Annotated in this window: 21 protein-coding genes and 1 riboswitch; of the genes, 8 read left to right on the top strand and 13 right to left on the bottom strand. The window is 63.4% G+C overall.

Annotated features, from left to right (window positions below; all coding sequences use genetic code 11):
* The first annotated feature begins 24 nt into the window (after positions 1 to 24).
* A riboswitch (TPP riboswitch) is annotated at positions 25 to 136 on the top strand.
* Positions 137 to 234: 98 nt separating this feature from the next.
* The 5 genes from thiC to AC6CIG_RS02855 are packed head-to-tail and all read left to right on the top strand — an operon-like array spanning position 235 to position 4621.
* Entirely contained in the window at positions 235 to 2070 is a 1836-nt protein-coding gene (gene thiC, locus AC6CIG_RS02835) for a phosphomethylpyrimidine synthase ThiC (protein ID WP_498322247.1), read from the top strand.
* Position 2071: 1 nt separating this feature from the next.
* Complete coding sequence (thiO, locus tag AC6CIG_RS02840) at positions 2072 to 3049, top strand: glycine oxidase ThiO (RefSeq protein ID WP_498322248.1); 978 nt, start codon at positions 2072 to 2074, stop codon at positions 3047 to 3049.
* A complete protein-coding gene (thiS, locus tag AC6CIG_RS02845; protein ID WP_498322249.1) occupies positions 3046 to 3243 on the top strand; it encodes a sulfur carrier protein ThiS in 198 nt (65 codons plus the stop codon). Before thiO ends, thiS begins: the two co-directional genes overlap by 4 nt.
* A 2-nt stretch (positions 3244 to 3245) precedes the next feature.
* Positions 3246 to 4019, top strand: a complete 774-nt coding sequence (locus AC6CIG_RS02850; RefSeq protein ID WP_498322251.1) for a thiazole synthase — start codon at positions 3246 to 3248, stop codon at positions 4017 to 4019.
* The gene (locus tag AC6CIG_RS02855) at positions 4016 to 4621 is read left to right on the top strand and encodes a thiamine phosphate synthase (RefSeq protein WP_498322252.1); all 606 of its coding nucleotides are present in this window, start codon (positions 4016 to 4018) and stop codon (positions 4619 to 4621) included. The genes AC6CIG_RS02850 and AC6CIG_RS02855 overlap by 4 nt, the downstream gene beginning before the upstream one ends.
* Before the next feature lie 10 nt (positions 4622 to 4631).
* Here AC6CIG_RS02855 and AC6CIG_RS02860 read toward each other — a convergent pair whose 3' ends face one another.
* The 9 genes from AC6CIG_RS02860 to AC6CIG_RS02900 form a co-directional block, all read right to left on the bottom strand.
* Positions 4632 to 5885 (bottom strand): Zn-dependent hydrolase, encoded by a 1254-nt coding sequence (locus AC6CIG_RS02860; RefSeq protein ID WP_437407503.1) that lies wholly within the window; start codon positions 5883 to 5885, stop codon positions 4632 to 4634.
* The gene (locus tag AC6CIG_RS02865; RefSeq protein WP_437407502.1) at positions 5882 to 6715 is read right to left on the bottom strand and encodes a BtpA/SgcQ family protein; all 834 of its coding nucleotides are present in this window, start codon (positions 6713 to 6715) and stop codon (positions 5882 to 5884) included. The genes AC6CIG_RS02860 and AC6CIG_RS02865 overlap by 4 nt, the downstream gene beginning before the upstream one ends.
* A gap of 5 nt (positions 6716 to 6720) precedes the next feature.
* Positions 6721 to 7632: a PfkB family carbohydrate kinase gene (locus tag AC6CIG_RS02870; protein ID WP_437407501.1), complete on the bottom strand. Its 912-nt coding sequence runs from the start codon at positions 7630 to 7632 to the stop codon at positions 6721 to 6723.
* Positions 7633 to 7654: 22 nt separating this feature from the next.
* Entirely contained in the window at positions 7655 to 8419 is a 765-nt protein-coding gene (locus AC6CIG_RS02875) for a glutamine amidotransferase (protein WP_437407500.1), read from the bottom strand.
* Positions 8420 to 8449: 30 nt separating this feature from the next.
* Positions 8450 to 9541 (bottom strand): phosphotriesterase family protein, encoded by a 1092-nt coding sequence (locus AC6CIG_RS02880; protein ID WP_437407499.1) that lies wholly within the window; start codon positions 9539 to 9541, stop codon positions 8450 to 8452.
* A gap of 1 nt (position 9542) precedes the next feature.
* On the bottom strand, positions 9543 to 10511 hold the full coding sequence (locus tag AC6CIG_RS02885) for an ABC transporter permease (protein WP_411926823.1): 969 nt from the start codon (positions 10509 to 10511) through the stop codon (positions 9543 to 9545).
* A 41-nt stretch (positions 10512 to 10552) separates the two neighbouring features.
* The gene (locus tag AC6CIG_RS02890; RefSeq protein WP_498322254.1) at positions 10553 to 11350 is read right to left on the bottom strand and encodes an ATP-binding cassette domain-containing protein; all 798 of its coding nucleotides are present in this window, start codon (positions 11348 to 11350) and stop codon (positions 10553 to 10555) included.
* Positions 11351 to 11420: 70 nt separating this feature from the next.
* A complete protein-coding gene (locus tag AC6CIG_RS02895; RefSeq protein WP_102763724.1) occupies positions 11421 to 12362 on the bottom strand; it encodes an ABC transporter substrate-binding protein in 942 nt (313 codons plus the stop codon).
* 125 nt (positions 12363 to 12487) lie between these two features.
* Entirely contained in the window at positions 12488 to 13102 is a 615-nt protein-coding gene (locus AC6CIG_RS02900) for a cupin domain-containing protein (protein ID WP_102763854.1), read from the bottom strand.
* Positions 13103 to 13278: 176 nt separating this feature from the next.
* On the opposite strand from AC6CIG_RS02900, the gene AC6CIG_RS02905 reads away from it, so the two are divergent.
* Complete coding sequence (locus tag AC6CIG_RS02905; protein ID WP_102763725.1) at positions 13279 to 14268, top strand: sugar-binding transcriptional regulator; 990 nt, start codon at positions 13279 to 13281, stop codon at positions 14266 to 14268.
* A 40-nt stretch (positions 14269 to 14308) separates the two neighbouring features.
* Here the strand turns inward: AC6CIG_RS02905 and AC6CIG_RS02910 are convergent, their stop codons facing one another.
* The 3 genes from AC6CIG_RS02910 to AC6CIG_RS02920 are packed head-to-tail and all read right to left on the bottom strand — an operon-like array spanning position 14309 to position 17958.
* On the bottom strand, positions 14309 to 15352 hold the full coding sequence (locus tag AC6CIG_RS02910) for a substrate-binding domain-containing protein (protein ID WP_437407497.1): 1044 nt from the start codon (positions 15350 to 15352) through the stop codon (positions 14309 to 14311).
* 46 nt (positions 15353 to 15398) lie between these two features.
* The gene (locus AC6CIG_RS02915; protein ID WP_498322256.1) at positions 15399 to 16445 is read right to left on the bottom strand and encodes an ABC transporter permease; all 1047 of its coding nucleotides are present in this window, start codon (positions 16443 to 16445) and stop codon (positions 15399 to 15401) included.
* Positions 16435 to 17958 carry a sugar ABC transporter ATP-binding protein gene (locus AC6CIG_RS02920; protein WP_498322258.1) on the bottom strand — a complete coding sequence of 508 codons (1524 nt, stop codon included), beginning with the start codon at positions 17956 to 17958 and terminating at the stop codon, positions 16435 to 16437. The genes AC6CIG_RS02915 and AC6CIG_RS02920 overlap by 11 nt, the downstream gene beginning before the upstream one ends.
* A gap of 135 nt (positions 17959 to 18093) precedes the next feature.
* Between AC6CIG_RS02920 and mtnK the strand changes: the two genes are divergently transcribed.
* Both mtnK and mtnA read left to right on the top strand, forming a co-directional pair.
* The gene (gene mtnK / locus AC6CIG_RS02925; RefSeq protein ID WP_411926511.1) at positions 18094 to 19365 is read left to right on the top strand and encodes an S-methyl-5-thioribose kinase; all 1272 of its coding nucleotides are present in this window, start codon (positions 18094 to 18096) and stop codon (positions 19363 to 19365) included.
* Entirely contained in the window at positions 19362 to 20456 is a 1095-nt protein-coding gene (gene mtnA, locus AC6CIG_RS02930) for an S-methyl-5-thioribose-1-phosphate isomerase (protein ID WP_437407494.1), read from the top strand. The genes mtnK and mtnA overlap by 4 nt, the downstream gene beginning before the upstream one ends.
* A gap of 24 nt (positions 20457 to 20480) precedes the next feature.
* On the opposite strand, the gene AC6CIG_RS02935 is transcribed toward mtnA, so the two are convergent.
* Entirely contained in the window at positions 20481 to 21686 is a 1206-nt protein-coding gene (locus AC6CIG_RS02935; RefSeq protein WP_275599517.1) for an MFS transporter, read from the bottom strand.
* Positions 21687 to 21736: the final 50 nt, after the last annotated feature.

A 21736-nucleotide genomic window follows, 5' to 3' on the forward strand; every position in this document is an offset into this window, starting at 1 on the left:
GCGGCGATAACCGTCCCTAATTGCGCCATTCACCAGGGGGGTCCCGGCAAGGGGCTGAGATACTGCTAGCGCGCGCAGTGACCCGTTGAACCTGATCCAGTTCATACTGGCGTAGGGACGGTGCAGACGTGCAGCAGCCAGGATTCCGTTTACCGGCAATTCATCGGCGATACGTCTTTTCATCCTTCCGGCTTCAGAACTGGGTCTCCAACGCGAAAACATTGGAGCCTCAAGATGAATCTAATCAAGCCTCTCGCCGCTGCGCCCTCGGTCACGCAAGGACCGCTCCCGGCATCCCGCAAGGTTTACAAGCCGGGCGAGATCCACACGGACATCCGCGTGCCGATGCGCGAGATCGCGCTGCATCCGACCTCCGGCGAGCCGCCGGTGACTGTTTACGATTCCTCCGGCCCCTACACGGTCGAAAACGTGGATATCCGCATCGACGCGGGCCTGCCGCGCCTTCGCAGCGACTGGGTTCTCAAGCGCGGCGATGTCGAGAGCTACGACGGCCGTGCGGTGAAGGCCGAAGACAATGGCTTTGCGACCGGTGAAAGGCTGACGCCGGAATTCCCGATTCGTCACCAACCGCTCAAGGCTAAGCCGGGAAAAGCGGTAACCCAGCTCGCCTATGCCCGCGCCGGCATCGTCACGCCGGAAATGGAGTTCATCGCCATCCGCGAAAATCTCGGCCGGAAGGCCGCGAAGGAGGCGCTCGCCCGAGACGGCGAAAGCTTCGGTGCCTCGGTCCCCGATTTCGTGACGCCGGAATTCGTGCGCCAGGAAGTGGCGAGCGGCCGCGCCATCATTCCGGCCAATATTAACCACCCGGAAGCCGAGCCGATGATCATCGGCCGCAACTTCCTGGTGAAGATCAACGCGAATATCGGCAATTCCGCCGTCACCTCATCGATGGCCGAGGAGGTCGAGAAGATGGTCTGGGCGACGCGCTGGGGCGCCGACACGGTCATGGACCTTTCCACCGGCCGCAACATTCACAACATCCGCGAATGGATCATCCGCAATTCGCCGGTACCGATCGGCACCGTGCCGCTCTACCAGGCGCTGGAAAAGGTAAACGGCATCGCCGAGGATCTTTCCTGGGAGGTCTTCCGCGACACGCTGATCGAGCAGGCGGAACAGGGCGTCGACTATTTCACCATCCATGCCGGGGTCAGGCTTCACTATATCCCGCTCACCGTGGATCGCGTCACGGGCATCGTTTCGCGCGGCGGCTCGATCATGGCGAAGTGGTGCCTGCATCACCACCGCGAGAGCTTCCTCTACGAGCATTTCGAGGAGATCTGCGACATCTGCCGCGCCTATGACGTTTCCTTCTCGCTCGGCGACGGCCTGCGTCCCGGCTCCATCGCCGACGCCAACGACCGGGCCCAGTTCGCCGAGCTCGAAACGCTCGGCGAACTGACGAAGATCGCCTGGGCCAAGGATTGCCAGGTGATGATCGAAGGGCCGGGCCATGTGCCCATGCACAAGATCAAGGAGAACATGGACAAGCAGCTCGCCGTCTGCGGAGAAGCGCCCTTCTATACGCTCGGGCCGCTCACCACCGATATCGCGCCCGGCTACGACCACATTACGTCAGGCATTGGCGCGGCTATGATCGGCTGGTTCGGCACCGCCATGCTTTGCTACGTGACGCCGAAGGAACATCTGGGCCTGCCCGACCGCAACGACGTCAAGACCGGCGTGATCACCTACAAGATCGCCGCTCATGCCGCCGATCTCGCCAAAGGACACCCGGCCGCCCGAACCCGCGACGACGCGCTGTCGCGAGCCCGCTTCGAGTTCCGCTGGGAGGATCAGTTCAACCTCTCGCTCGACCCCGAGACCGCGCGCAATTTCCACGACGAGACGCTGCCGAAGGAGGCGCACAAGGTCGCGCATTTCTGCTCCATGTGCGGACCTAAATTCTGTTCGATGCGGATTTCCCACGATATCCGCGCCGAGGCGCAGAAGGAGGGCCTCGAGGCAATGGCCGCCAGATATCGCGACGGCGGCGACCTCTATATGCCGGTCGATGAAAGCAAGGCCGCGCCCGCTGGAGAATGAGATGCGCGTGCTGATCAGAGGGGCCGGCGTCGCCGGCCTCACCGCCGCCCATGAACTTCTCGGGCGCGGCGCCGCAGTGACGATCATGGAAAATGCCGCCGGCTTTACCGGGGCCGCTTCCTGGTATGCGGGCGGCATGCTCGCTCCCTGGTGCGAGCGCGAAAGTGCCGAGGAAACCGTCCTGAGGCTGGGGATCGGCGCCGCCGACTGGTGGGAAGCCGCGCTCCCTGCCGGTTCCGTGCATCGCAACGGCACGCTCGTCGTTGCGCAACCCCGTGACGGAGCCGAACTCAAACGCTTCGCCTCCCGCACCTCCGGCTTCCGCTCGCTCGATGCAGAGGAGATCACAGCGCTGGAGCCGGCTCTCGCCGGCCGTTTCCGGCAGGCGCTGTTCTTTCCGCAGGAGGCGCATCTCGACCCGCGCCGGGCACTCTCGGCGCTCCGGCAAGGGCTGACGGCACGCGGCGCGGTATTCGCCGGCGAGGACATGGACGATCGCGATTTCGCGCTCACCGTCGATTGCACCGGCGCGTCAAGGATCGGCGAGATCGACGGGCTACGCGGGGTGCGCGGCGAGATGGCCTATCTGCAGACGGACGAGGTGACGCTCTCGCGCCCCGTGCGCGTGCTGCATCCCCGCATCCCGCTCTATATCGTCCCACGCGGCGGCGGGCTCTTCATGTGTGGCGCGACGATGATCGAGAGCGACGACGCCGGCCCGATCACCACCCGCTCGCTGATGGAACTGCTGAACGCCGCCTATGCGCTCCATCCGGCTTTCGCCGAAGCGCGCCTGATCGAGACCGGCACGGGCGTACGCCCCGCCTTTGCCGACAACCTGCCGCGGGTCTCGCGGCGCGAAAACAGGATTACCGTCAACGGCCTCTATCGTCATGGCTTCCTGCTCTCCCCGGCCACGGCCCGGGAAGTGGCGGCGCTGGCCCTGGGCGACGAGACACGCAAAGGAGATTTCCGATGAAGCTGACCGTCAATGGCGAGGAACACGACCTTCTGGCCGTTACACTCGCCGAGGTCTTGCAGCGCCTCGAATTCGAGGGCGACTGGCTGGCGACCGCCGTCAACGGCGAACTGGTCCAGAAGGCAGACCGATCCAGCTACCGGCTGCAGGACAGCGACCGGATCGAGATTCTGTCGCCGATGCAGGGAGGCTGACGATGCCGCTATTCTATGGAACAGAAATCCGGTCGAGACTGCTGCTCGGAACCGCCCGCTATCCCTCGCCGACCGTGCTCGCCGAGGCGGTGCGGCGGTCGGGCACCGATATCGTCACGGTCTCGCTCCGCCGCGAGACGGCCGGCGGGCGGCAGGGCGGCGCCTTCTTCGAGCTGATCCGCGAACTCGGCGTGCGCGTGCTGCCGAACACGGCCGGCTGCCATTCGGTCTCGGAGGCGGTGCTGACCGCGAAGATGGCACGCGAGGTTTTCGGCACGAGTTGGATCAAGCTCGAAGTGATCGGTCACCAGGACACATTGCAGCCGGACGTCTTCGGCCTCGTCGAGGGGGCCCGCATCCTCACCGGGGAAGGTTTCCAGGTCTTTCCCTATACGACGGACGACCTCGTCGTCGCCGAAAGGCTGCTGGAGGCGGGCTGCCGGGTGCTGATGCCCTGGTGCGCGCCGATCGGCAGCGCCATGGGACCGCAGAACGTTCAGGGCTTGCGCGCCATGCGCGCGGAATTTTCCGACGTGCCGCTGATCGTCGACGCCGGCATCGGCCGCCCGTCCCATGCGACGACGGTCATGGAGCTCGGCTACGACGCGGTCCTGCTAAACACCGCCGTTGCCGGCGCTGCCGACCCCGCCGCCATGGCCGAAGCCTTCGCCAAGGCGATCGATGCCGGGCACGCGGCTCACGGCGCCGGCATGCTCGAGCCGCGCGACATGGCCGTCCCGTCCACCCCCGTCATCGGAAAGGCAGTCTTCTCGTGAAGCTCGACCCCTTCTATCTCATCGTCGACAGCGCCCAATGGATCGAGCGGCTGGTGCCGCTCGGCGTCAGGCTCGTCCAGCTCCGCATCAAGGACCGGGACGAGGAAGACATCCGCCGTCAGTTACGGGTCGCCAGGGCAGTCTGCGCCGCCCATGAATGCCAGCTGATCGTCAACGACTACTGGCAGTTGGCGATAGCGGAAGGCTGCGATTTCATCCATCTGGGACAGGAGGATCTGGCGGAGGCCGATCTTGCCGCCATCCGTGCCGCAGGGCTCAAGCTCGGCGTCAGCACCCATGACGAGGCGGAACTGGCAAACGCGCTCGCAGCCGAACCGGACTACGTCGCGCTCGGACCCATCTATCCGACGAACCTCAAGAAGATGAAGTGGGCGCCCCAGGGGCTGGAGCGGCTTTCATGGTGGCGCGAGCGCGTTCACCCGCTCCCGCTCGTCGCCATCGGCGGCCTCAATACGGAGCGGATCGAGGGCGTCTTCGCGCACGGCGCCGACAGCGCCGCCGTGGTGACGGACATCACGCTGAATGCCGATCCGGAGGGAAGGACAAGGGAGTGGATACGGAAGACGGAGGCGTGGAGATGAAGTCGCCCGATCATCCTGACCTGGGACATTGGTCTTGTGACAGCCGCTGGGCAACGCCCAGGAGAACACGGGCACCGGTCACGATATGCTCGTCGGATACGAATTCCGCCTCGTTGTGGCTGATGCCGTTCCTGCAAGGCACGAAGAGCATCGCCGAAGGCGCGACACGTCCGACGAACAGGGCGTCGTGGAAGGCGCCGGAAACCATCGTGCGACTGCGGATGTCAAGTGATCTGCAGGTATCCGCTATCACTGCCGTCACCGACGGCGCAAAGCGCGCGGGCGGCATGTCCACGCGCAACCGGATTGCCGCATCGCATCCCCATCGCCTACCGGCTGCATGACATTGCTCCTTCACGCGTCGCTCGATGGCAGCAAGGGCGGCGGCGTCCGGATGGCGAATATCGATGGTGAACGAGACCCGGCCAGGGATGACGTTGATGGAACCGGGTTCGGTGGAAATACGACCGATCGTCAGCCGCGCCTCTTCGTCGGCCGGCATGATTTCCTCCTGCATGCGCGCGATGGCAACGGCGGCGGCCGCCATCGGGTCCTTGCGGAATGCGAGCGGCGTAGTCCCGGCATGGGCAGCCTCGCCGGAAAAGGTCACTTCGAGCCACTTGGTACCCTGGATGCCGGTAACGATGCCGATCGGGACGTTCTCACGTTCTAGGATCGGGCCTTGCTCGATGTGCAGCTCGATAAAGGCGGAGATGGCGTGACCGGTTGGGCGTATCTCGGCCTCCGGCAGTGCCTGCAGGGTGGCTTTCAGCTCATCAGCAAAGACGGGATCGTCCGCTTGCCAGTCCTCGACGCGTCCGGCGCCGCAAAACGCCATCGAGCCCATGCAACCTGGCGAAAAGCGGCTTCCCTCCTCGTTGGTGAATGCAACGATTTCGATCGGCCGAACCGTCTCCACGCCGGCATCGGAGAACGCTTCCAGAACCTCGAAAGCGCAGAGCGTGCCGAGAGCGCCATCAAAGCGGCCACCCGTCGGCTGGCTGTCAAGATGGCTGCCGATGAGCAGTGGCGCAAGCGTTGCATCCCTGCCTTCGCGTCTGATGAAGAGATTCGCGGCATCGTCCTGAAACACGGTAAAACCGCGCGCCAAGGCACGCTCCGCGAGCAATCGGCGGGCGGTGCGGTCCTCGATGCTCAATGCCTGACGGTTCACGCCGCCGGCCGGCGTGGCGCCGATGGCCGCGAAATCGGAAATGGATTGCAGCAAGCGCCCGGCGATGACCTCAAGCCGTTCCTGGCTCATCGTCCGAGGCTCGCGAACAAGCGCTTGACCCGCTGGGGATCGACGGCATTCCACCAAACCCCGTCGTATTTGAGATCGCTTGCGATGATCACCCCGTCGGCGACGGAGAGGATGTCCTTGACATTTTCATGTGTCACGCCGCTGCCGACCAGTGTCGGCAGCTTGGCCGCCTCCTTGATCATGCCGATATAATCGAGTCCGGCGGCATGCCCTGTTCGCTGGCCCGTAGCGATGACCACGTCGGCGTCGAAAAAAACCAGGTCCTTGACTTGTTCCTCCACCGGCCGATCCGCAACGATCGCATGCGCGCCGTGCTTGACATGCGCATCCGCGAAAATGCGGATACCCTGTGCGCGAAGCTGTGCCCGATAGCGCATCGCGCGAGCAGCCTCGCCCTCCACGAAGCCTTCATTGGCTATATAGGCGTTGGCCCACTGGTTGACGCGGATGAAGGAGGCGGAGGCGGCGGAGGCGATGGCGAGTGCGGGAATTGCCGCGTTGGCGAGCACGTTGATACCGATCGGCCGGCCGAGTTCCCGGCGGATGCGATCGGCGACCACTGCCATGTGAGCGGAAGTCTCGTGGCCAATCTGGTCTGGCTTCGAGAATGGCACGTCACCGTGATTCTCGATTATCAACGCGTCGCAACCGCCAGCAAGATAGGCGCGGGCGTCCGAAAGGCCGCGTGCATAGATCGCTTCCGCGCCCTCGTCGGCATAGCGCGGAGCGCCGGGTAGCGGGAGCAGATGCACTACGCCGATCACCGGATTGTCCCGTCCAAAAAGCGTCTTCAGCGTATTCTTGTCCTGCCGTCCAATTGGGTTGTTCATATCGGTCACACATCTTCCAGCTTGGTTGTCTTTTTCAGGGAGGCGATTTCAGCGCGCGACGGGAAGGAAGCCAACGTGCCGGCGCGGGCCACCGCAAACCCCGCGGCAGCCGTCGCAACTTCTGCAGCGGAGGTGAGCGATGCGCCTTGCGCCAGAAGCCCGGCCAGCGTTCCCGCGAAACAATCACCGGCACCGCTGGCGTCAATGGCATCGATCTTCGCGGCTGGAAGACGGATCGCCGGGGCGTGCGCAGTTTCGAGAAGCAGGGCGCCCGCGTCACCGAGCGTCACGATCGCACTGCCGGCCCCAGAGGCCAGCATCCGACGCGCTGCCCGCTCGTCATCGGCTTCGCCGGTGAGAGCCTCGGCCTCGGGCCGGTTGACGACAATGAGCGACACCGCGGAGAGGTCAAGGGATTGCGTTGGCAGCGGGCTGGGATTGAAAACGGAATAAATCCCTGCAGCCCTTGCGGCACTGAGACAAGCCATCGTTGCCTCCGGCCGAAGGTTTCCCTGCATCAGCAGCATGTCACTGTCGGTCCAGGTCTCTCCTAGCGTGGTCATGGCAAGCGGATCGAAGGCGGCGGCGCAGGCGGCAGCGGTGACGATGACATTCTCACCGGACCTGTCGACCAGAATTACAGAGCGGTCGCAGGGAAAATCGAGGCGGCATAACCGGAGCGCCGGGACCTCGGCCGCGATCCGCCTCTCGACCCACTCGCTCGCCGCATCGCGTCCGGCCGCTGCCCACAGCATCACGGATGCGCCGGTTCGGGCGGCAGCGACAGCCTGATTTGCGCCCTTGCCGCCCACGCCCTCCCCTGCAACCGTCGCATTCAGCGTTTCGCCCGGCCGCGGAAGCCGCTCCAGACGAAAGCTCGTATCGACGCAGACATTGCCGACGACATGGATGGTCATGAGCGCGTTCCCGCAGGATTCGTCAGGCCGTTGCCCAGGCGAGCATCTGCTCAAACAGCGTCTTATAGCCGGGCCACGCGATGAATTCCGGCGGCAGCCAGTGCGGCCCTACGTCGGAGGTCCAGACCACTGTCTTGCCCTTTCCGTAGGTACCTGTGACGAGCAGAGGCAACGATCCGTATTCGGAGGAAACGGTCATCAACTGATTGGCGCCTTCCTTCAGCGTTACCTCGTTAAAACCGAGCAGATAGGGAAACTCGCCGGACAGGCCGGCAAGGATTGGGTGCGACGCGTCGCCAGATACCACGGGCGTGAAGCCTTCCGGCACTTCCACACGGTCATCGATCGGCAAACACGTTACAGGCAAAACCTCCTCGACGGCGGTATTGCGGAACCGCGCGCCGCCGTTGATCCCCTGGAACGAATAATAGCCGCCAAACATCAGCAGTGCGCCTCCCTTGTCGACATAGTCGCGCAGGAGCTTCAGCCGGTTCGGCGTCCGCCGGGAATGGATCCAGGTATCGGGATGAAGCAGGAGCGTGTTGGCGCCGATATCGGAGAGCACAACGGCGTCGTAGGCTTGAAGGCCGTCGAGCGTGCTCGGAAAGTCCCGCTGCGCCTCGTGCGCCGGCATGAAGGAGACATCGAAGTCGCTGCCCTTCAACGCTTTCAGCAATTCGTCGGCGCCCGTGTGATAGGTCACGGTCGGGAACTGGTCGAAGCCCTTGATATGGGTCGCGGTCGAGACCCAGGATTCGCCGGCGAGCAGGACTTTCTTCTTGGTCATGGGAACTCCTTGGACGATTGGCCGACGGGCTCAGCGCACGGCGGAAAAAACGGATTTCGGATTGTCTATGAGCATGCGGTCGAAAGCCGCTTGATCGACGCCGTGCCGCGTCAGCCGCGGCAGGAAGTGTTTCAGGATGTAGCCGTAACCGAAACCGCCATAGCGGGTGAGCATGATCTTGAGAAAGACGTCCTGCGACAGCAGGAGTCTGCCGACATGGCCCTTGTCGATCAGCGTGGCTATGGCGCGGGCATTTTCCTCGTCCGAAGGCGACTGGGCGTCCTGATCGGCGTAGTAGTAATCCATGCCGATCATGTCGTATTCCAAAAAGGCACCGCGCCGGGCGAGCGAGGTCTGGTAGTCGAGATCGCCATGACTCGGATTCATATGGCACAATACGGTGTGGGCTGGATCGGCCCCTTCTTCCTCCACCACGTCGAGAACGCGGTGCGCCAAGCGCTCCCAACCGGGGAGATGTATCGACAGCGGCAGGCCGGTAATCCTGGCTGCCCGCGCCGAAGCGCGCAACGACTTCTCCTCCTCGGCCGTGAAATGGCGGCTGACTCCGATCTCGCCGATGATCCCGGCCATGATCTCGGGCTGACTCTCGCCGCCACCGACATCCTCGACAATGAACTGGGTGACCTCCTCGACATCCATCTCCCTCAGCCATTCGGGATGGGTATGCTCCAGATAGAATCCGGTGCCCATGATGATCCGCAGACCGGACATGCGGGCGATGCGTGCAAGCCCCGCCGCATCGCGGCCGATGCCGAAATTCGTGGTTTCCACCACGGTGCAGCCGCCGAGCGTCTGAAACCGCTTGAGTTCGGATAGCGCCAAATCCCCGTCGTCCAGCGAGACGTTGTCCCGGTTCATATAGGGATTCATCCGGAGTTCACCGATGATCCCGATGTCGACCTTCTGCTCGGCAATCGCCTTCTCGTCCGGATGGCACGGGCAGATCCAGCTCCGCGTTCCGTCGAGAAAGATGTGCTCATGCATCAGCGTCACGCCGAGATCCTCGACCGCAACGGGGCCGGTCACAGTCATGGCGGTACCGGAAAAGACGCCGATCGGATGGCTCTTCTTCGGCTGGTCGGCAAAGAGTTCTTCCAGCATGTCAGCGTCCCTTCGCCTCGCCCCTGAACAGCCGGAAATTGAGCCAGATCGCCACGAGAATGATTAAGCCGGTCACAATCGGTGTGAAAAAGGGCGAGAGATGCGACAGGATGAGGCCATTCGCCAGGACCGCGACCGTAAGCGCGCCGAGGATCGTACCGACCAGAGAGCCGCGCCCGCCGAAAAGGCTGGTGCCGCCGAGCACGACCGCGGCGATGACGTCGAGTTCGAATCCCTGCCCCGCATTCGAGGAGCCGGAGCCGAGGCGGGCGGAAAGGATCACGCCTGCCGCCGCCGCTGACGTGCCGGAAAGCGTATAGACCCACAGGATGACCCGGCGCGTGTTGACGCCGGCCCGCCGCGTCGCTTCGGCATTGGCCCCCACCCCGGTCACGTAGCGCCCGAAATGGGTTTCGTTAAAGGCGACATAGGCGGCGGCGAGTACGGCGACCGCGATCAGTGCAGGCGCGGGAATTCCGAATACCCAGGCTCGACCGATCGCCACGAACGGGCTTGCTGGGTCGATTGGGATCGAATAGCCGCCGGTGATCAGCAGCGCGAAGCCACGGATGACCGAAAGGCCGGCGAGCGTGACGATGAACGCAGGGATACGCTCATAGGCGATGAAATAGCCCTGGATCACGCCCACTATACCGCCAAGCATGAGCATGAGCAGAATGGCCAGCGGCCAGGGAAGCCCGGCCTGGAGTGCAGCTGCCGAGAGCGTGGCGGTAAGCGCGAGAACCGAACCCACCGACAGGTCGATGCCGCCCGTGGTGATGACAAAGGTCATCGCCGCAGCGACGACGAGCAGCGGCGCGGACTGACGGACCACGTTGAGAAGATTCGGTGCAGTCAGAAAAGCGTCGGTCGTCGCCGAGAAGAAGACGCAGCAGGCGACGAAGAACAGCGCAATCGACATGACGCCGCCATTCGCCACAAGCTTGTCGAGGATCGTCGCCTCGCGCATGCGCGGCGGATGGCTGGCATAGGTGTTGCTTTCGGACGAGCTCATTCGGGAAGGCCTCGCTCCTGGGTGCGGCCAGCGGATCGGGCGGAGAACTTTCGCCCGACGATGAGGCTGACGACTTCCTCGATATCGGTTTCTTCGATGCGCCGTTCGGCGACGTTGCGGCCCTCGTACATCACCTGTATGCGGTCGCAGACGAGAAAGAGATCCTGCAGCCGGTGCGTAATCAGGATCACGGACACGCCGCGTTGCGAAACCGTGCGGATCAGTTCCAACACGGCTTCGACTTCGGCAACCGCAAGAGCGGCCGTCGGCTCGTCCATGATCAGCACGGAAGGGTCGAAAGACGCGGCGCGGCCGATTGCGATCGACTGACGCTGCCCGCCGGAGAGATTCTCCACTTTCATGCGCGTATCGGGGATGACGATACCCAAATTGGAGAGCATGTCGCGCGCGCGCTCATGCATGACCTTCTTGTCGAGCAGCGGCACGCCGGCCATCCGCCTCTTCGGCTCGCGGCCGAGAAAGAGATTGCCGGCGACGTCAACGGTGTCGCAAAGCGCGAGGTCCTGATAGACCATCTCGATGCGCGCGGCGCGGGCATCCGCCGGAGAGGTGAAGGATACGGGATTGCCGTCGATCTCGATCGTGCCCGTGTCTGGAATGACGGCGCCTGAAAGCACCTTACTCATGGTGGATTTGCCGGCACCGTTATCGCCGACCAGGCCGAGTACTTCTCCCGGCATAAGATTCAGTGACGCATTGTCGAGTGATTGCAGCGCGCCGTAGCGTTTCGATATGCCGGTCATTCTGACGCGGCTGACTTGCGTTTCGATCATGTTCCCTGGCCCTTGCGGTGAACCCGGCCGCCCGGTCCAGGTTGAAGACCGGGCAGCGGCGGCAGACGGCTTATTTGAACATGTCGCGATAATCGTCGACGTTCTCCTTGGTGACGATCGTGACCGGCACGTTGATGATCGGATCGATCTTCTCGCCTTTCTTCAGCTTGACGAGCGCCTCGACGGCTGCTTTGCCTTCCCCCGCCGGATCCTGTTGGATCACGGCCGTAACGAAGCCCTGATCGATACCGTCGATCGCGGACTTGGTCAGGTCCCAGCCGAACACCTTGATGGAGTCGCTACGGCCCTGGCTGGTAACGGCGGAGACTGCGCCCAGCAGCGCCGGTTCGCCCGTGGCATAAAGCGCGGTCATATCCGGATTAGCGGTCATCAGGTTCTCGGCAGCCGAGAGCGCCACGTCCTGCACATTCTGGCCATCGACGGTGTTGAGGAATTCAATCTTCTGTCCACTTTCCTCCACCGCAGCCTTGAAGCCGTCGAGACGCTGGTTCTGGATAAAAGAGTTCAGCGCGCCGATCACGCCGACCTTCGCTGTACCACCCATCTCGTTCTTGACGTAGTCTGCGAAGAATTTGCCAATTTCGCCACCCGCCTTGGTGTTGTCTACGCCTACGAAGGAGACGTTGTCGCCCTCCGGAATCTGCGCGTCGATGGCTATAACGGGAATGCCCGCGTTCTTGGCCGCGGTGATCGCCGGCTTCACCCCGTTGACGTCGATGGCGATCAAGATGATGCCATCCACCTTCTGGGTAATGTAGGTCTCGATGGCGTCATTTTGGGCAGAGGGGACATTGTTGGCGTTGAAGACCACGAGATCGACTCCGGCCGCCTTAGCCGCCTCGTTCGCACCCTCGTTTATCTGGTTGAAGAAGAGTGCCTGCTGGTTGATGGTGACGACGGCGAATGTATCGGCGAAGGCGCTGGAAGCGCTCGCCGAGAGCGTCATGACGACGGCTGCGGCGCAGCCGAGCAAGTATCTGGTTCGACCCATTTTTGTTCCCCTTGATTGTAGCCTCGAACGGCGTTTGCGAAGGCATTATTCAAGCCACTTGAATTCATGTCAAGTAGCTTGAATAAACCTCGCGAAAGCGGGCGAGAAAAGGTTTCCAGGAGATATCAGAAGGTCGGCGGGGTATTGACCCAGAAGATCGAGGCGCGTTCTTTCCCTACGTTCCGGTACCAGTGAGAAAGCTCGGAATTAAACACGAAACTGTCGCCAGCCGACAACCGGTACGTCTGCTCACCGAGCATCAGCTCGATTTCCCCGACCAGAACATAGCCTACTTCCTCGCCGAGGTGCTGGATGGGGCCGGCGCTCTGCCCTCCAGCATCGATGTGATGAATGTTGCACTGGAGCAAGTGACCGGTCGAATAGGGGATGACACGTTCGAGCGAGATGCCTTCGCCGCGCCGTAGCGGGTCGAGTGCAATCAACGGACGGGTGCCGGCGCGAAACACCACCCCCTCCTCGCCGTCTGTCTCTTCGAACATCCAGCCAATATTCGAATCGAGCGCCCTCACTAGGCGGTGCAGCATAGGGAGAGAGGGGGAAGCCTTGCCGTTCTCGATCTTGGAAAGCAGGCTCTCCGAACAGTCGGCTGCCTGCGCCAGCCCCTTCAACGTGAGCCCGCGCGTCTGGCGGGCGAGCCTCAAGCGCGCACCTAGCCGCACTGGATTGGACTGGATTCTATCCCCCTGGCTGCTCTCTGGCGGCAACGGCGGCTTGACCATGTTCATGATGTGAGTATCGCTTTAATCGGGATTGCGATCATATGTCTTTGTGCCGGTGGGTGTCCAGAGAGAGCGCCGGCATCGCCAACGGAGCTGGACAGTTGGCGACCGGTGCGTTGCCACGGCTGCATCCTATTTCGGGTCGAAGCCGCGACACTTGACATTTGTCACATGTGATGAATTATGTCAGCATCTCCGTCCGAAAGAACTTCATGCCGATCCGCGCCAACGATCAGATCATCCACAAGGCCGCCTGGCTCTACTATACGCACGGCCTGCGCCAGGATGAAGTCGCCCAACGTCTTGAAATTTCGCGTGCTTCAATCGCCATGTATCTGCGCAAGGCGCGCGAGATGGGCATCGTCACCATCACCACATCGACGGAGCTCTTCTCCGACGACGTCCTTGCCCGCGAGCTGGAGGACGCCGCGGGACTGACGAGCGTCTGGATCGTCCCCGAGGACCGGCAGGCCATGGACCCGGCCGTCGAGATGCCCGTGGTGGCGGCCTCGGTTTTCCTGGAGCTCATCAACAAGGGGGACCGGATAGGGGTCGCCTGGGGCCGCACCGTGTATCACATAGCGGACGTCATGCCGTTTGCCGATCTTCGGGGCGTGTCGGTCGTGCAACTCTGCGGCAATCTCGGCGCTCCCTACTCCTACCGCCCGGATCAGTGCACCACGGAAATCGCCCGTCGTCTCAATGCGGAAGGCATCAATTTCTATGCGCCCCTCGTCCTCTCATCCGAGCGGCTTGCCGAGGAGTTGCGCCGCGAGCCCGTCATCCGGGAGCAACTTGCGACGATTTCGGACTGCAAGCTCGCGCTCTACTCCGTCGGGGGCATCGAGGAGGACAGCCACCTCGTGAAATGCGGTGCCCTTTCGGCGAAAGACATGCAAGCCATGGGCAAAAGGGGGGCAGCCGGCGTCATCGCCGGACAACTGATCGATCTCGACGGTCAGTGGATGGACTGTGCGCATAATCGGCGCTGCATCTCGGCAGACCTCGACTCCATCCGCGCGATCCGGAAGCGCATGCTGGTGGTGCAGGAGGACAGCAAATTCGAGCCGCTGGTGGCGGCTCTGAAGGGCGGGTTTGCTTCGCATCTCGTCGTCACCGCCTCGATGGCGCGGCGGATCATGGACCGCTGGAGCCGCGATCGTTGAATGCGCGCCGAGCGTCCATCCGGACGCGCGGCGCACGCAATCAGGGCTTCGGCATCCAGGCCGGCATGGCGACGTCGGCATGAGCGAATTGCGGCAGCTTCACGCCGAGTTCTTCCATGTTCTTGATGTCCTGATCGCTCAGGTCCTTCTGGGTGATCAGCGTCGGCGGCACGATCACCTGACGGCCGGGATCCTCGCCGGCAAGCAGCATGGCGAGCGAACGCACCGAGACCTGGCCGACGACGGCGGGGTTCGTCGCGGCGGTCGCCACCCAGGCCGAGCCCGCCTCCCGCATGGCGGCGATGTCCGAGGTCGAGATGTCGGCCGAATAGATCTTCACGCTGGAGGAGAGGCCCGCCTCGTCGACCGCGATCTTCACACCCTTGGCGAATTCGTCATAGGGGGCGAACATCACGGTGATGTCCGGGTTGGCTGAAATCACGGAACGGGCCTGGTTGGCGACGGAATTTGCGATCGGGTTGTCCATCGTGCCGAACTGGGCAGCTTCCTCGATGCCGGAATATTTGGTCTTGAATTCCTTCCAGGTCTCGTCGCGGCGGTCGAGCGGGGCGATCCCGGCGACGTAGACGTAACCGGCCTTGAAGCTCTCGCCGTTATCCTTGATCGCCTGTTCGAGGGCGAGACGGGCGAGGTCGCGGTCGGACTGTTCGATCTGCGGGATCTTCTCGTTCTCGACATTCACGTCGAAGGCGACGACCTTGATGCCGGCATCGACCGCGCGCTGTGCAGCTTCCTTCATGGATTCGGTCAGGCCGTGCTGAATGATGATGCCATCCACTCCGAGCGCTATCGCCTGATCGACCATATCGGCCTGGAGCGCGGCGTCCTGACGGCTGTCGAAGATCTGAAGCTGCACCCCGAGCGCCTTGGCCTGCGCTTCGACGCCCGCGAGATAGGACTGAAAGAAATCGCCGGTCGAAAGGTAACGGACGAGCGCGATCTTCACGTCGCCGGGCTTGTCGAACGGCTTCGGCATGTCGGCGGCAAGGGACGGCACTGCGAAGGCAGCCGCGCCCATAAGCGCGAGCGTCCATCTGCCCAGGGTTCTGCGAGTTATGTCCATGTCAGTCTCCTCCACTGATGAACTTTGACGGTCCGCCGAGGTCTCCTCAGCGTTTGCCTCTTTTCGAGAGCGCAAAGGTAAAGATCAGGGCGACGACGAGCACCGCGCCCTTGATGAAATCCTGCGTGTAGTACGGCGCATTCATCATCGTCAGACCCTGCAGGAGGATGCCGACGAAAAGCGCGCCGACGGCCGTACCGAAAGCGTTCGGCTTGGCAGCACCCAGCACGGCAAAACCGATCAGCGCGGCGGCGACGGCGTCGAGCAGCAGGTTGTTTCCGGAAGCGATATCGCCGCGGCCGAGGCGTGCTGCGAGCAGAATGCCGCCGATAGAGGCGAAGACGCCGGAAATGACGTAGGCCGAGATCTTGTAGGCATTGACCGGCGCCCCCGCGAGCGCGGCCGCGCGCTCGTTGGATCCGACCGCATACATTATGCGGCCGAAGCGGGTGTATTCGAGGAAGAACCAGATCGCCACGGCGAGCACCACGAGCACCACGACCGACACCGGCACGAGGTTCGGCAGGACCAGATCGAAGCGGTGGCGCCCGAGCGCCAGGAAAGCCGGACTGAAAGTGCCGGTCGCGACCGAACCGTCGGGCAGCGTCATGCCCGCGGCAATCGAGCGGCCCTCGGTCGGGATGCGCTGAAGGCCGAGCAGCAGGAACATCATGCCGAGGGTAGCCAGAAGGTCCGGAACGCGCATGTAGACGATGATGAAGCCGTTGACCAGGCCGACGAGCGCGCCGACGGCAAGGCAGACGAGCGCCGCGGTAAGCGCGTCACCCCCCATCACCACCATGACATAGGAGGAAGCCATCATCGCCGTGGTGGCGACCGAGCCTATGGACAGGTCGAACCCACCGACGACAAGCGTCGCCGTCACGCCGAGGGCCAGAATGCCGGTGATCGACACCGATTGCAAAATGAAGACGGCGCTTTGAGGGGAGGCAAAGCCTCCGGTTACGAGCGAGAAATAAAGAACCATGCCGGCGAGCAGCATGAGGAAGCCGTACTTGATCGCGGTTTCCCTGATGCCCCACGGGCCTGGAAGTACGGGGGCCGCGGCGGATTTGCTCTGTTCACTGCTCATGATGCATGACCTGCTGATGGGATTGACCGGCGATCTCCGACAGCAGGCGCTCGACATCGACTTCAGTGTTCCGATGTTCGCCGACGATGGTCTGCTCCGACATGACAAGGATGCGGTCGGCGACCTCGAACGCTTCGTCGAGTTCGGTCAGGAAGAGGATGGTGGAACGGCCCGCGGCCGAGATGCGCAGCTTGTTGCCGATGTCCCGGCGCGCGGCGATGTCGACGCCCTGGAACGGCTCGTCGAGGATGAGCAATCTCGAAGGCTCGCAGAGCCAGCGCCCGACCATCACCTTCTGCTGGTTTCCGCCCGAAAGTGTCTGCATCTCGTCGCGTTCGTTTCGGCAGATGACGCCGAGCGAGGTGATCTGCCCGCGCGCCTTCTCTCTTTCGGCCCTGCGGCTCGATATGCCGAAGCGGGAGAGCCTACTCAGAAACGGCAGGCTGATGTTCTCGTAGATGTTGAAATCGGGCACGATGCCGCTTTCGGCGCGATCCTTCGCAACGAGAAAAACGCCGCGCGCAATCGCCTGACCGGTTGTCGTCGGCGCATAGCGCAAGCCGTCAAGGGTCATTTCGCCGGCCAGCGGGGTGCGCGCACCAAACAGCGTTTCGGCAAGCGCCGTCTTGCCGACCCCCACCAGGCCGGTGACTGCGACGATCTCGCCGTCGAGGAGATCGAAATCGAAAGGCCGCGCATGGTCGGAGAGCTTCAGGCCGCGCACCTTGAAGATCGGCCCGCCGGCCTTGTGCACCGCGATTTTGCCGGCCGAAACCTTGCGGCCGAGCATCGCGTCGACGGCGCCCTCGTAGTCGAGGTCGAGCCCGTCGAACCGGCCCGTGATCCGGCCATCGCGAAGCGAGACGATGCGGTCGGCGAGACGGCGGATATCCGACATGCGGTGCGAGATATAGAGAATGGCGACGCCGCGTGCCTTCAGCCGGTCGACCAGATCGAAGAGGCGGTCCGCTTCGGCGCTCGAGAGGGAGGACGTCGGCTCGTCGAGGATAAGCACCTTCGGCTCATGCGACATCGCCCGGGCAATCGCCACCATCTGCCGGTCGGCAAGCGTCAGGTCGTTGACGTTGGCGGCAAGATCGATGGAGAGCCCCATATGGGCGGCGACCGCGGCCGCCTCGCGCCGGACGCGCCGCGGATTGAAGAAGAACCGCGAGCCACGCCCGTTCAACCGGTCGAACGTCAGATTGGTTGCGACATCGAGGTCGGCGACGACCCCGTCGTTGATGTTCTGGTGCACGGTGACGACGCCGGCGCGGATCGCCTCGGCGGGCGTCACCGGCTCGAAAGCTGCATCCGCAAGCGTTATCGCGCCGGCGTCGCGCGCATAGACGCCGGAGAGAATGCGCACGAGGGTGGATTTTCCGGCGCCGTTGGCGCCCATCAAAATCGTTACCGCGCCGGCCTTCAGATCGAGATCCACCCCCTGGAGGACCTGCACGGGTCCAAAGGATTTGCGCACGCCCTCGATGCGAAACACTGCCTGTCCGCTCATTGTCTCCTCCCGACGCTGCACGTTAGGATAGCCATTCATCAAATGTCAAGGTCATTGACATTTGCCAGAATGGCGCCTTAGCTGTGCCATGGCGGCGGGTGGTGGAGGCCGCGCCATGCGCAGGAGGAGGACGATATGGACAAGCAAGTCTTCGAGGCGCTCAGCGCCGAAACATTGCCGCATCGGCTCGGCGGCAATTCCGCTCTCAGGGAGAAGATCGGCGAGGACGTCTCGCATTGGACCGTCAAGGAGGTCGGCGACGGCAATCTCAACCTCGTCTTCATCGTCACCGGCAGCAAAGGCACGGCGGTCGTGAAGCAGGCGTTGCCTTATGTGCGCCTTGTCGGCGAGAGCTGGCCACTGCCTCTGAAACGCTCCTTCTTCGAATACCACGCGCTGGTGCGTCAGGCTGCGCGTGCTCCCGGTACGGTGCCGGCGATCTTCTTCTTCGACGAGACGCAGGCGCTGATCGTCATGGAGTATCTGACGCCGCACGTCATCCTGCGCCGCGCGCTGATCGATGGACGCGAATTGCCCAATATAGGCTGCGATCTCGGGCTCTTTGCCGCCCGCACGCTTTTCCGCGGCTCGGACCTTTCCATGGCGACGCGCGACAAGAAAGCGGACCTGGCGCTCTTTGCGGACAATGTCGAACTGTGCGACATCACCGAAAATCTCGTTTTTTCCGATCCCTATTTCGAAGCCGAACTCAACCGCCACACCGCGCCGCAGCTCGACCCGATCGTGACGGAGCTCCGTTCCGACCGTGACCTCAAGGTCGAGGCGCAGCGGCTGAAGCATCTCTTCTCCGCAAAGGCCGAAACGCTCTGCCACGGCGACCTGCATACCGGTTCGGTGATGGTCACGGACGCCGAGACCCGCGTCATAGACCCGGAATTCGCCTTCTACGGACCGATCAGCTTCGACGTGGGGATGCTTCTCGCCAATTTCTGGATGAGCTACTTTTCGCAGAGCGGCCAGGAGAGCACGACCGGCGCGCGCGACAGCATGCGCGTCTATCTGCTCGAGACGATCGAAACGATCTGGGAAACGTTCCGCTCCGAATTTGCCCGACTCTGGCGGACCGAGCGCATGGGCATGCTTTACCAGGCGCGCGTTTTCGAGGACAGGAACGACGCGCTCGGCGCCGAGCAGGCGCTCAACATCGTCATCGAGGAAATCTGGCGCGAGATGCTGGGCTTTGCCGGAATTGAGATCCACCGCCGCATTCTCGGCCTCGCCCACAATGCCGATTTCGAAACGATTGCCGATCCCGACCGCCGCGCCGCCTGCGAAAGCAAGGCGTTGAAGCTTGGACGTCATCTCGCCGTCAACCGGCATCGCATCCACAGCCTCAGGGACATCCGCGCCACGGCGGAGCGGCTTCAGAAGGAGACACTCGCGTGAAAATCGGAGAACGTCATTACCACACGATCTGGCTCAACGAGGATGGCCGCTCCGTCGACATCATCGACCAGCGCTGGCTGCCGCACGACTTGCGTGTCGTGACGCTGAAGACTGTCGCCGACGTGGCCGTCGCCATTCGCGACATGTGGGTGCGCGGCGCGCCGCTGATCGGCGTCACCGCCGCCTACGGCGTTGCCATTGCCATGGCGAAGGACCCATCGGATGTGCATCTTGATGCCGTCTGGGACGAGCTTCACGAAACGCGACCGACCGCCATCAACCTGCGTTGGGCCCTCGACGCGATGCGGGACCATCTGCGCCCGCTGCCGGAAGCAGGGCGCGTGGACGCCGCCTACGAGCGTGCCGCGGAAATCGCCGAAGAGGACGTCGAACTCAACCGCGCCATCGGTGCGAACGGCCTCAACGTCATCCGCGAAATCGCCGCAAAGAAGAGGCCGGGCGAGCCGGTTCGCATCCTCACCCATTGCAATGCCGGCTGGCTGGCAACCGTCGATTACGGCACCGCGACGGCGCCAATCTACATGGCGGTTGAAGAAGGCATACCGGTGCACGTCTATGTCGACGAGACGCGGCCGCGCAATCAGGGCGCCTATCTCACCGCCTGGGAGATGAGCAGCCATGGCGTGCCGCACACGCTGATCGTCGACAATGCCGGCGGCCATCTCATGCAGCACGGCGACGTGGACATGGTGATCGTCGGCACCGACCGCACCACGGCCAATGGCGACGTCTGCAACAAGATCGGCACCTACCTCAAGGCCCTCGCCGCACGGGATAACGGCGTGCCCTTCTATGTCGCTCTGCCGTCGCCCACGATCGACTGGACGGTCCATGACGGGGTCAAGGAAATTCCGATCGAGGAACGGCCCGGCGACGAGGTGAGCTTCGTGCAGGGACGCGCGTCCGACGGCTCCATCGCCAGCGTGCGCATCTCGCCGGAGGGCAGTCCCGCGGCAAATCCCGCCTTCGATGTGACGCCCGCGCGCCTGATCACCGGACTCATCACCGAGCGCGGCATCGCCGCGCCGTCGCCGGAAGGGCTTAAAGCGCTCTTCCCGGAACGGCGCTGAACCGATGCCGCGACCGGACGGCAGTCAGACCTCTATGCTGCGCCGCGAGGCCATGACATAGAGCCCGCTCGCGAGCGTCGCGACGGCGCAATAGGTGATGGCACCGAGCGGGCCGAAGCTGTCCACGAAGAGCCCGCCGAGAACAGCGCCGCTGGCGATGCCGACCTGGAAGGTCGCAACGATGAGACCGCCTGTGCTTTCCGCATGGTCGGGTGCGGCTCGCACCATCCAGGTCTGGACGGCGACGGGCAGCGCCCCGAACGCGAAGCCCCACAGGGTCACCGCCACGGCCGACACGACATCGAGCGAACCGAAGGTCACGAGGGCGAACGCCATCGCCGCGATGAGCAGCGTTCCGAGGCTCACGGCCGCCGTGATGCTGCGTTCGATGATGAGCCCGCCGGCCAGATTGCCGAAGAAGCCGCCGATGCCGTAAGCCAGCAGGATCAGGGAGATCGCCTCGATGCCGAACTCCGGGACGTTTTCGAGGAACGGGCGCACATAGGTGAAGCCGGCGAAGTGGCCGGAGACGAAAAGCAGGACGGTGATGATCCCGATTCGGATGCTCGGCATGCGCATGAGGTCGAACAGAAGCTTCATGCTCGGCGCCGACTGCGGCGGCAGCCGCGGTATGGTCGCCATCTGCACGATCAGCGTTACGGCACCGACCGCCGCAGCCATCAGGAATGCGGCTCGCCAGCCCCAGAGATCGCCGATATAGGCGCCTAAAGGCGCCGCACAGACCGTCGCCACCGAGACGCCGGTGAAGACGATCGACATGGCACGAGGCACGAGCGACATCGGCACGAGGCGCAAGGCGATCGCCGCCATCATCGACCAGAAGCCGCCGAGCCCGATGCCGAGGACGACGCGTGCGGCAAGGAGCATGGCGAGATTGGTGGCGAAAGCCGCAAGCAGGCTGGAGGCGATCAGCGCCAGGGTGAAGCCCCAAAGCACGAGCCGGCGGTCGAACCGGCGCGTGGCGATGGCGATCGTCAGCCCGGCAACAGCGCCGACGACGGCGGTCGCCGTCACCGCCTGGCCGGCCGTGCCCGTGCTTATACCGAGATCGGCGGCCATCGGCGTGAGAATGCTGACGGGGAGGAATTCTGCGGTGACGAGGCCGAACACGCCGAGCGCGAGGGAGCCGACCCCGGCCCATGCCGGATCGATTCGCTCCTCGCTTTCCGGTATGAACGTGGCGTCCAAAGTGGTCGCTGTATCTGTCATAAGAGCGGTCTCCTTGAGAGGGTCCGGCTTAGATAAGGCGTGACGCCCTG

Source organism: Sinorhizobium sp. GQ132, from assembly GCF_059758575.1.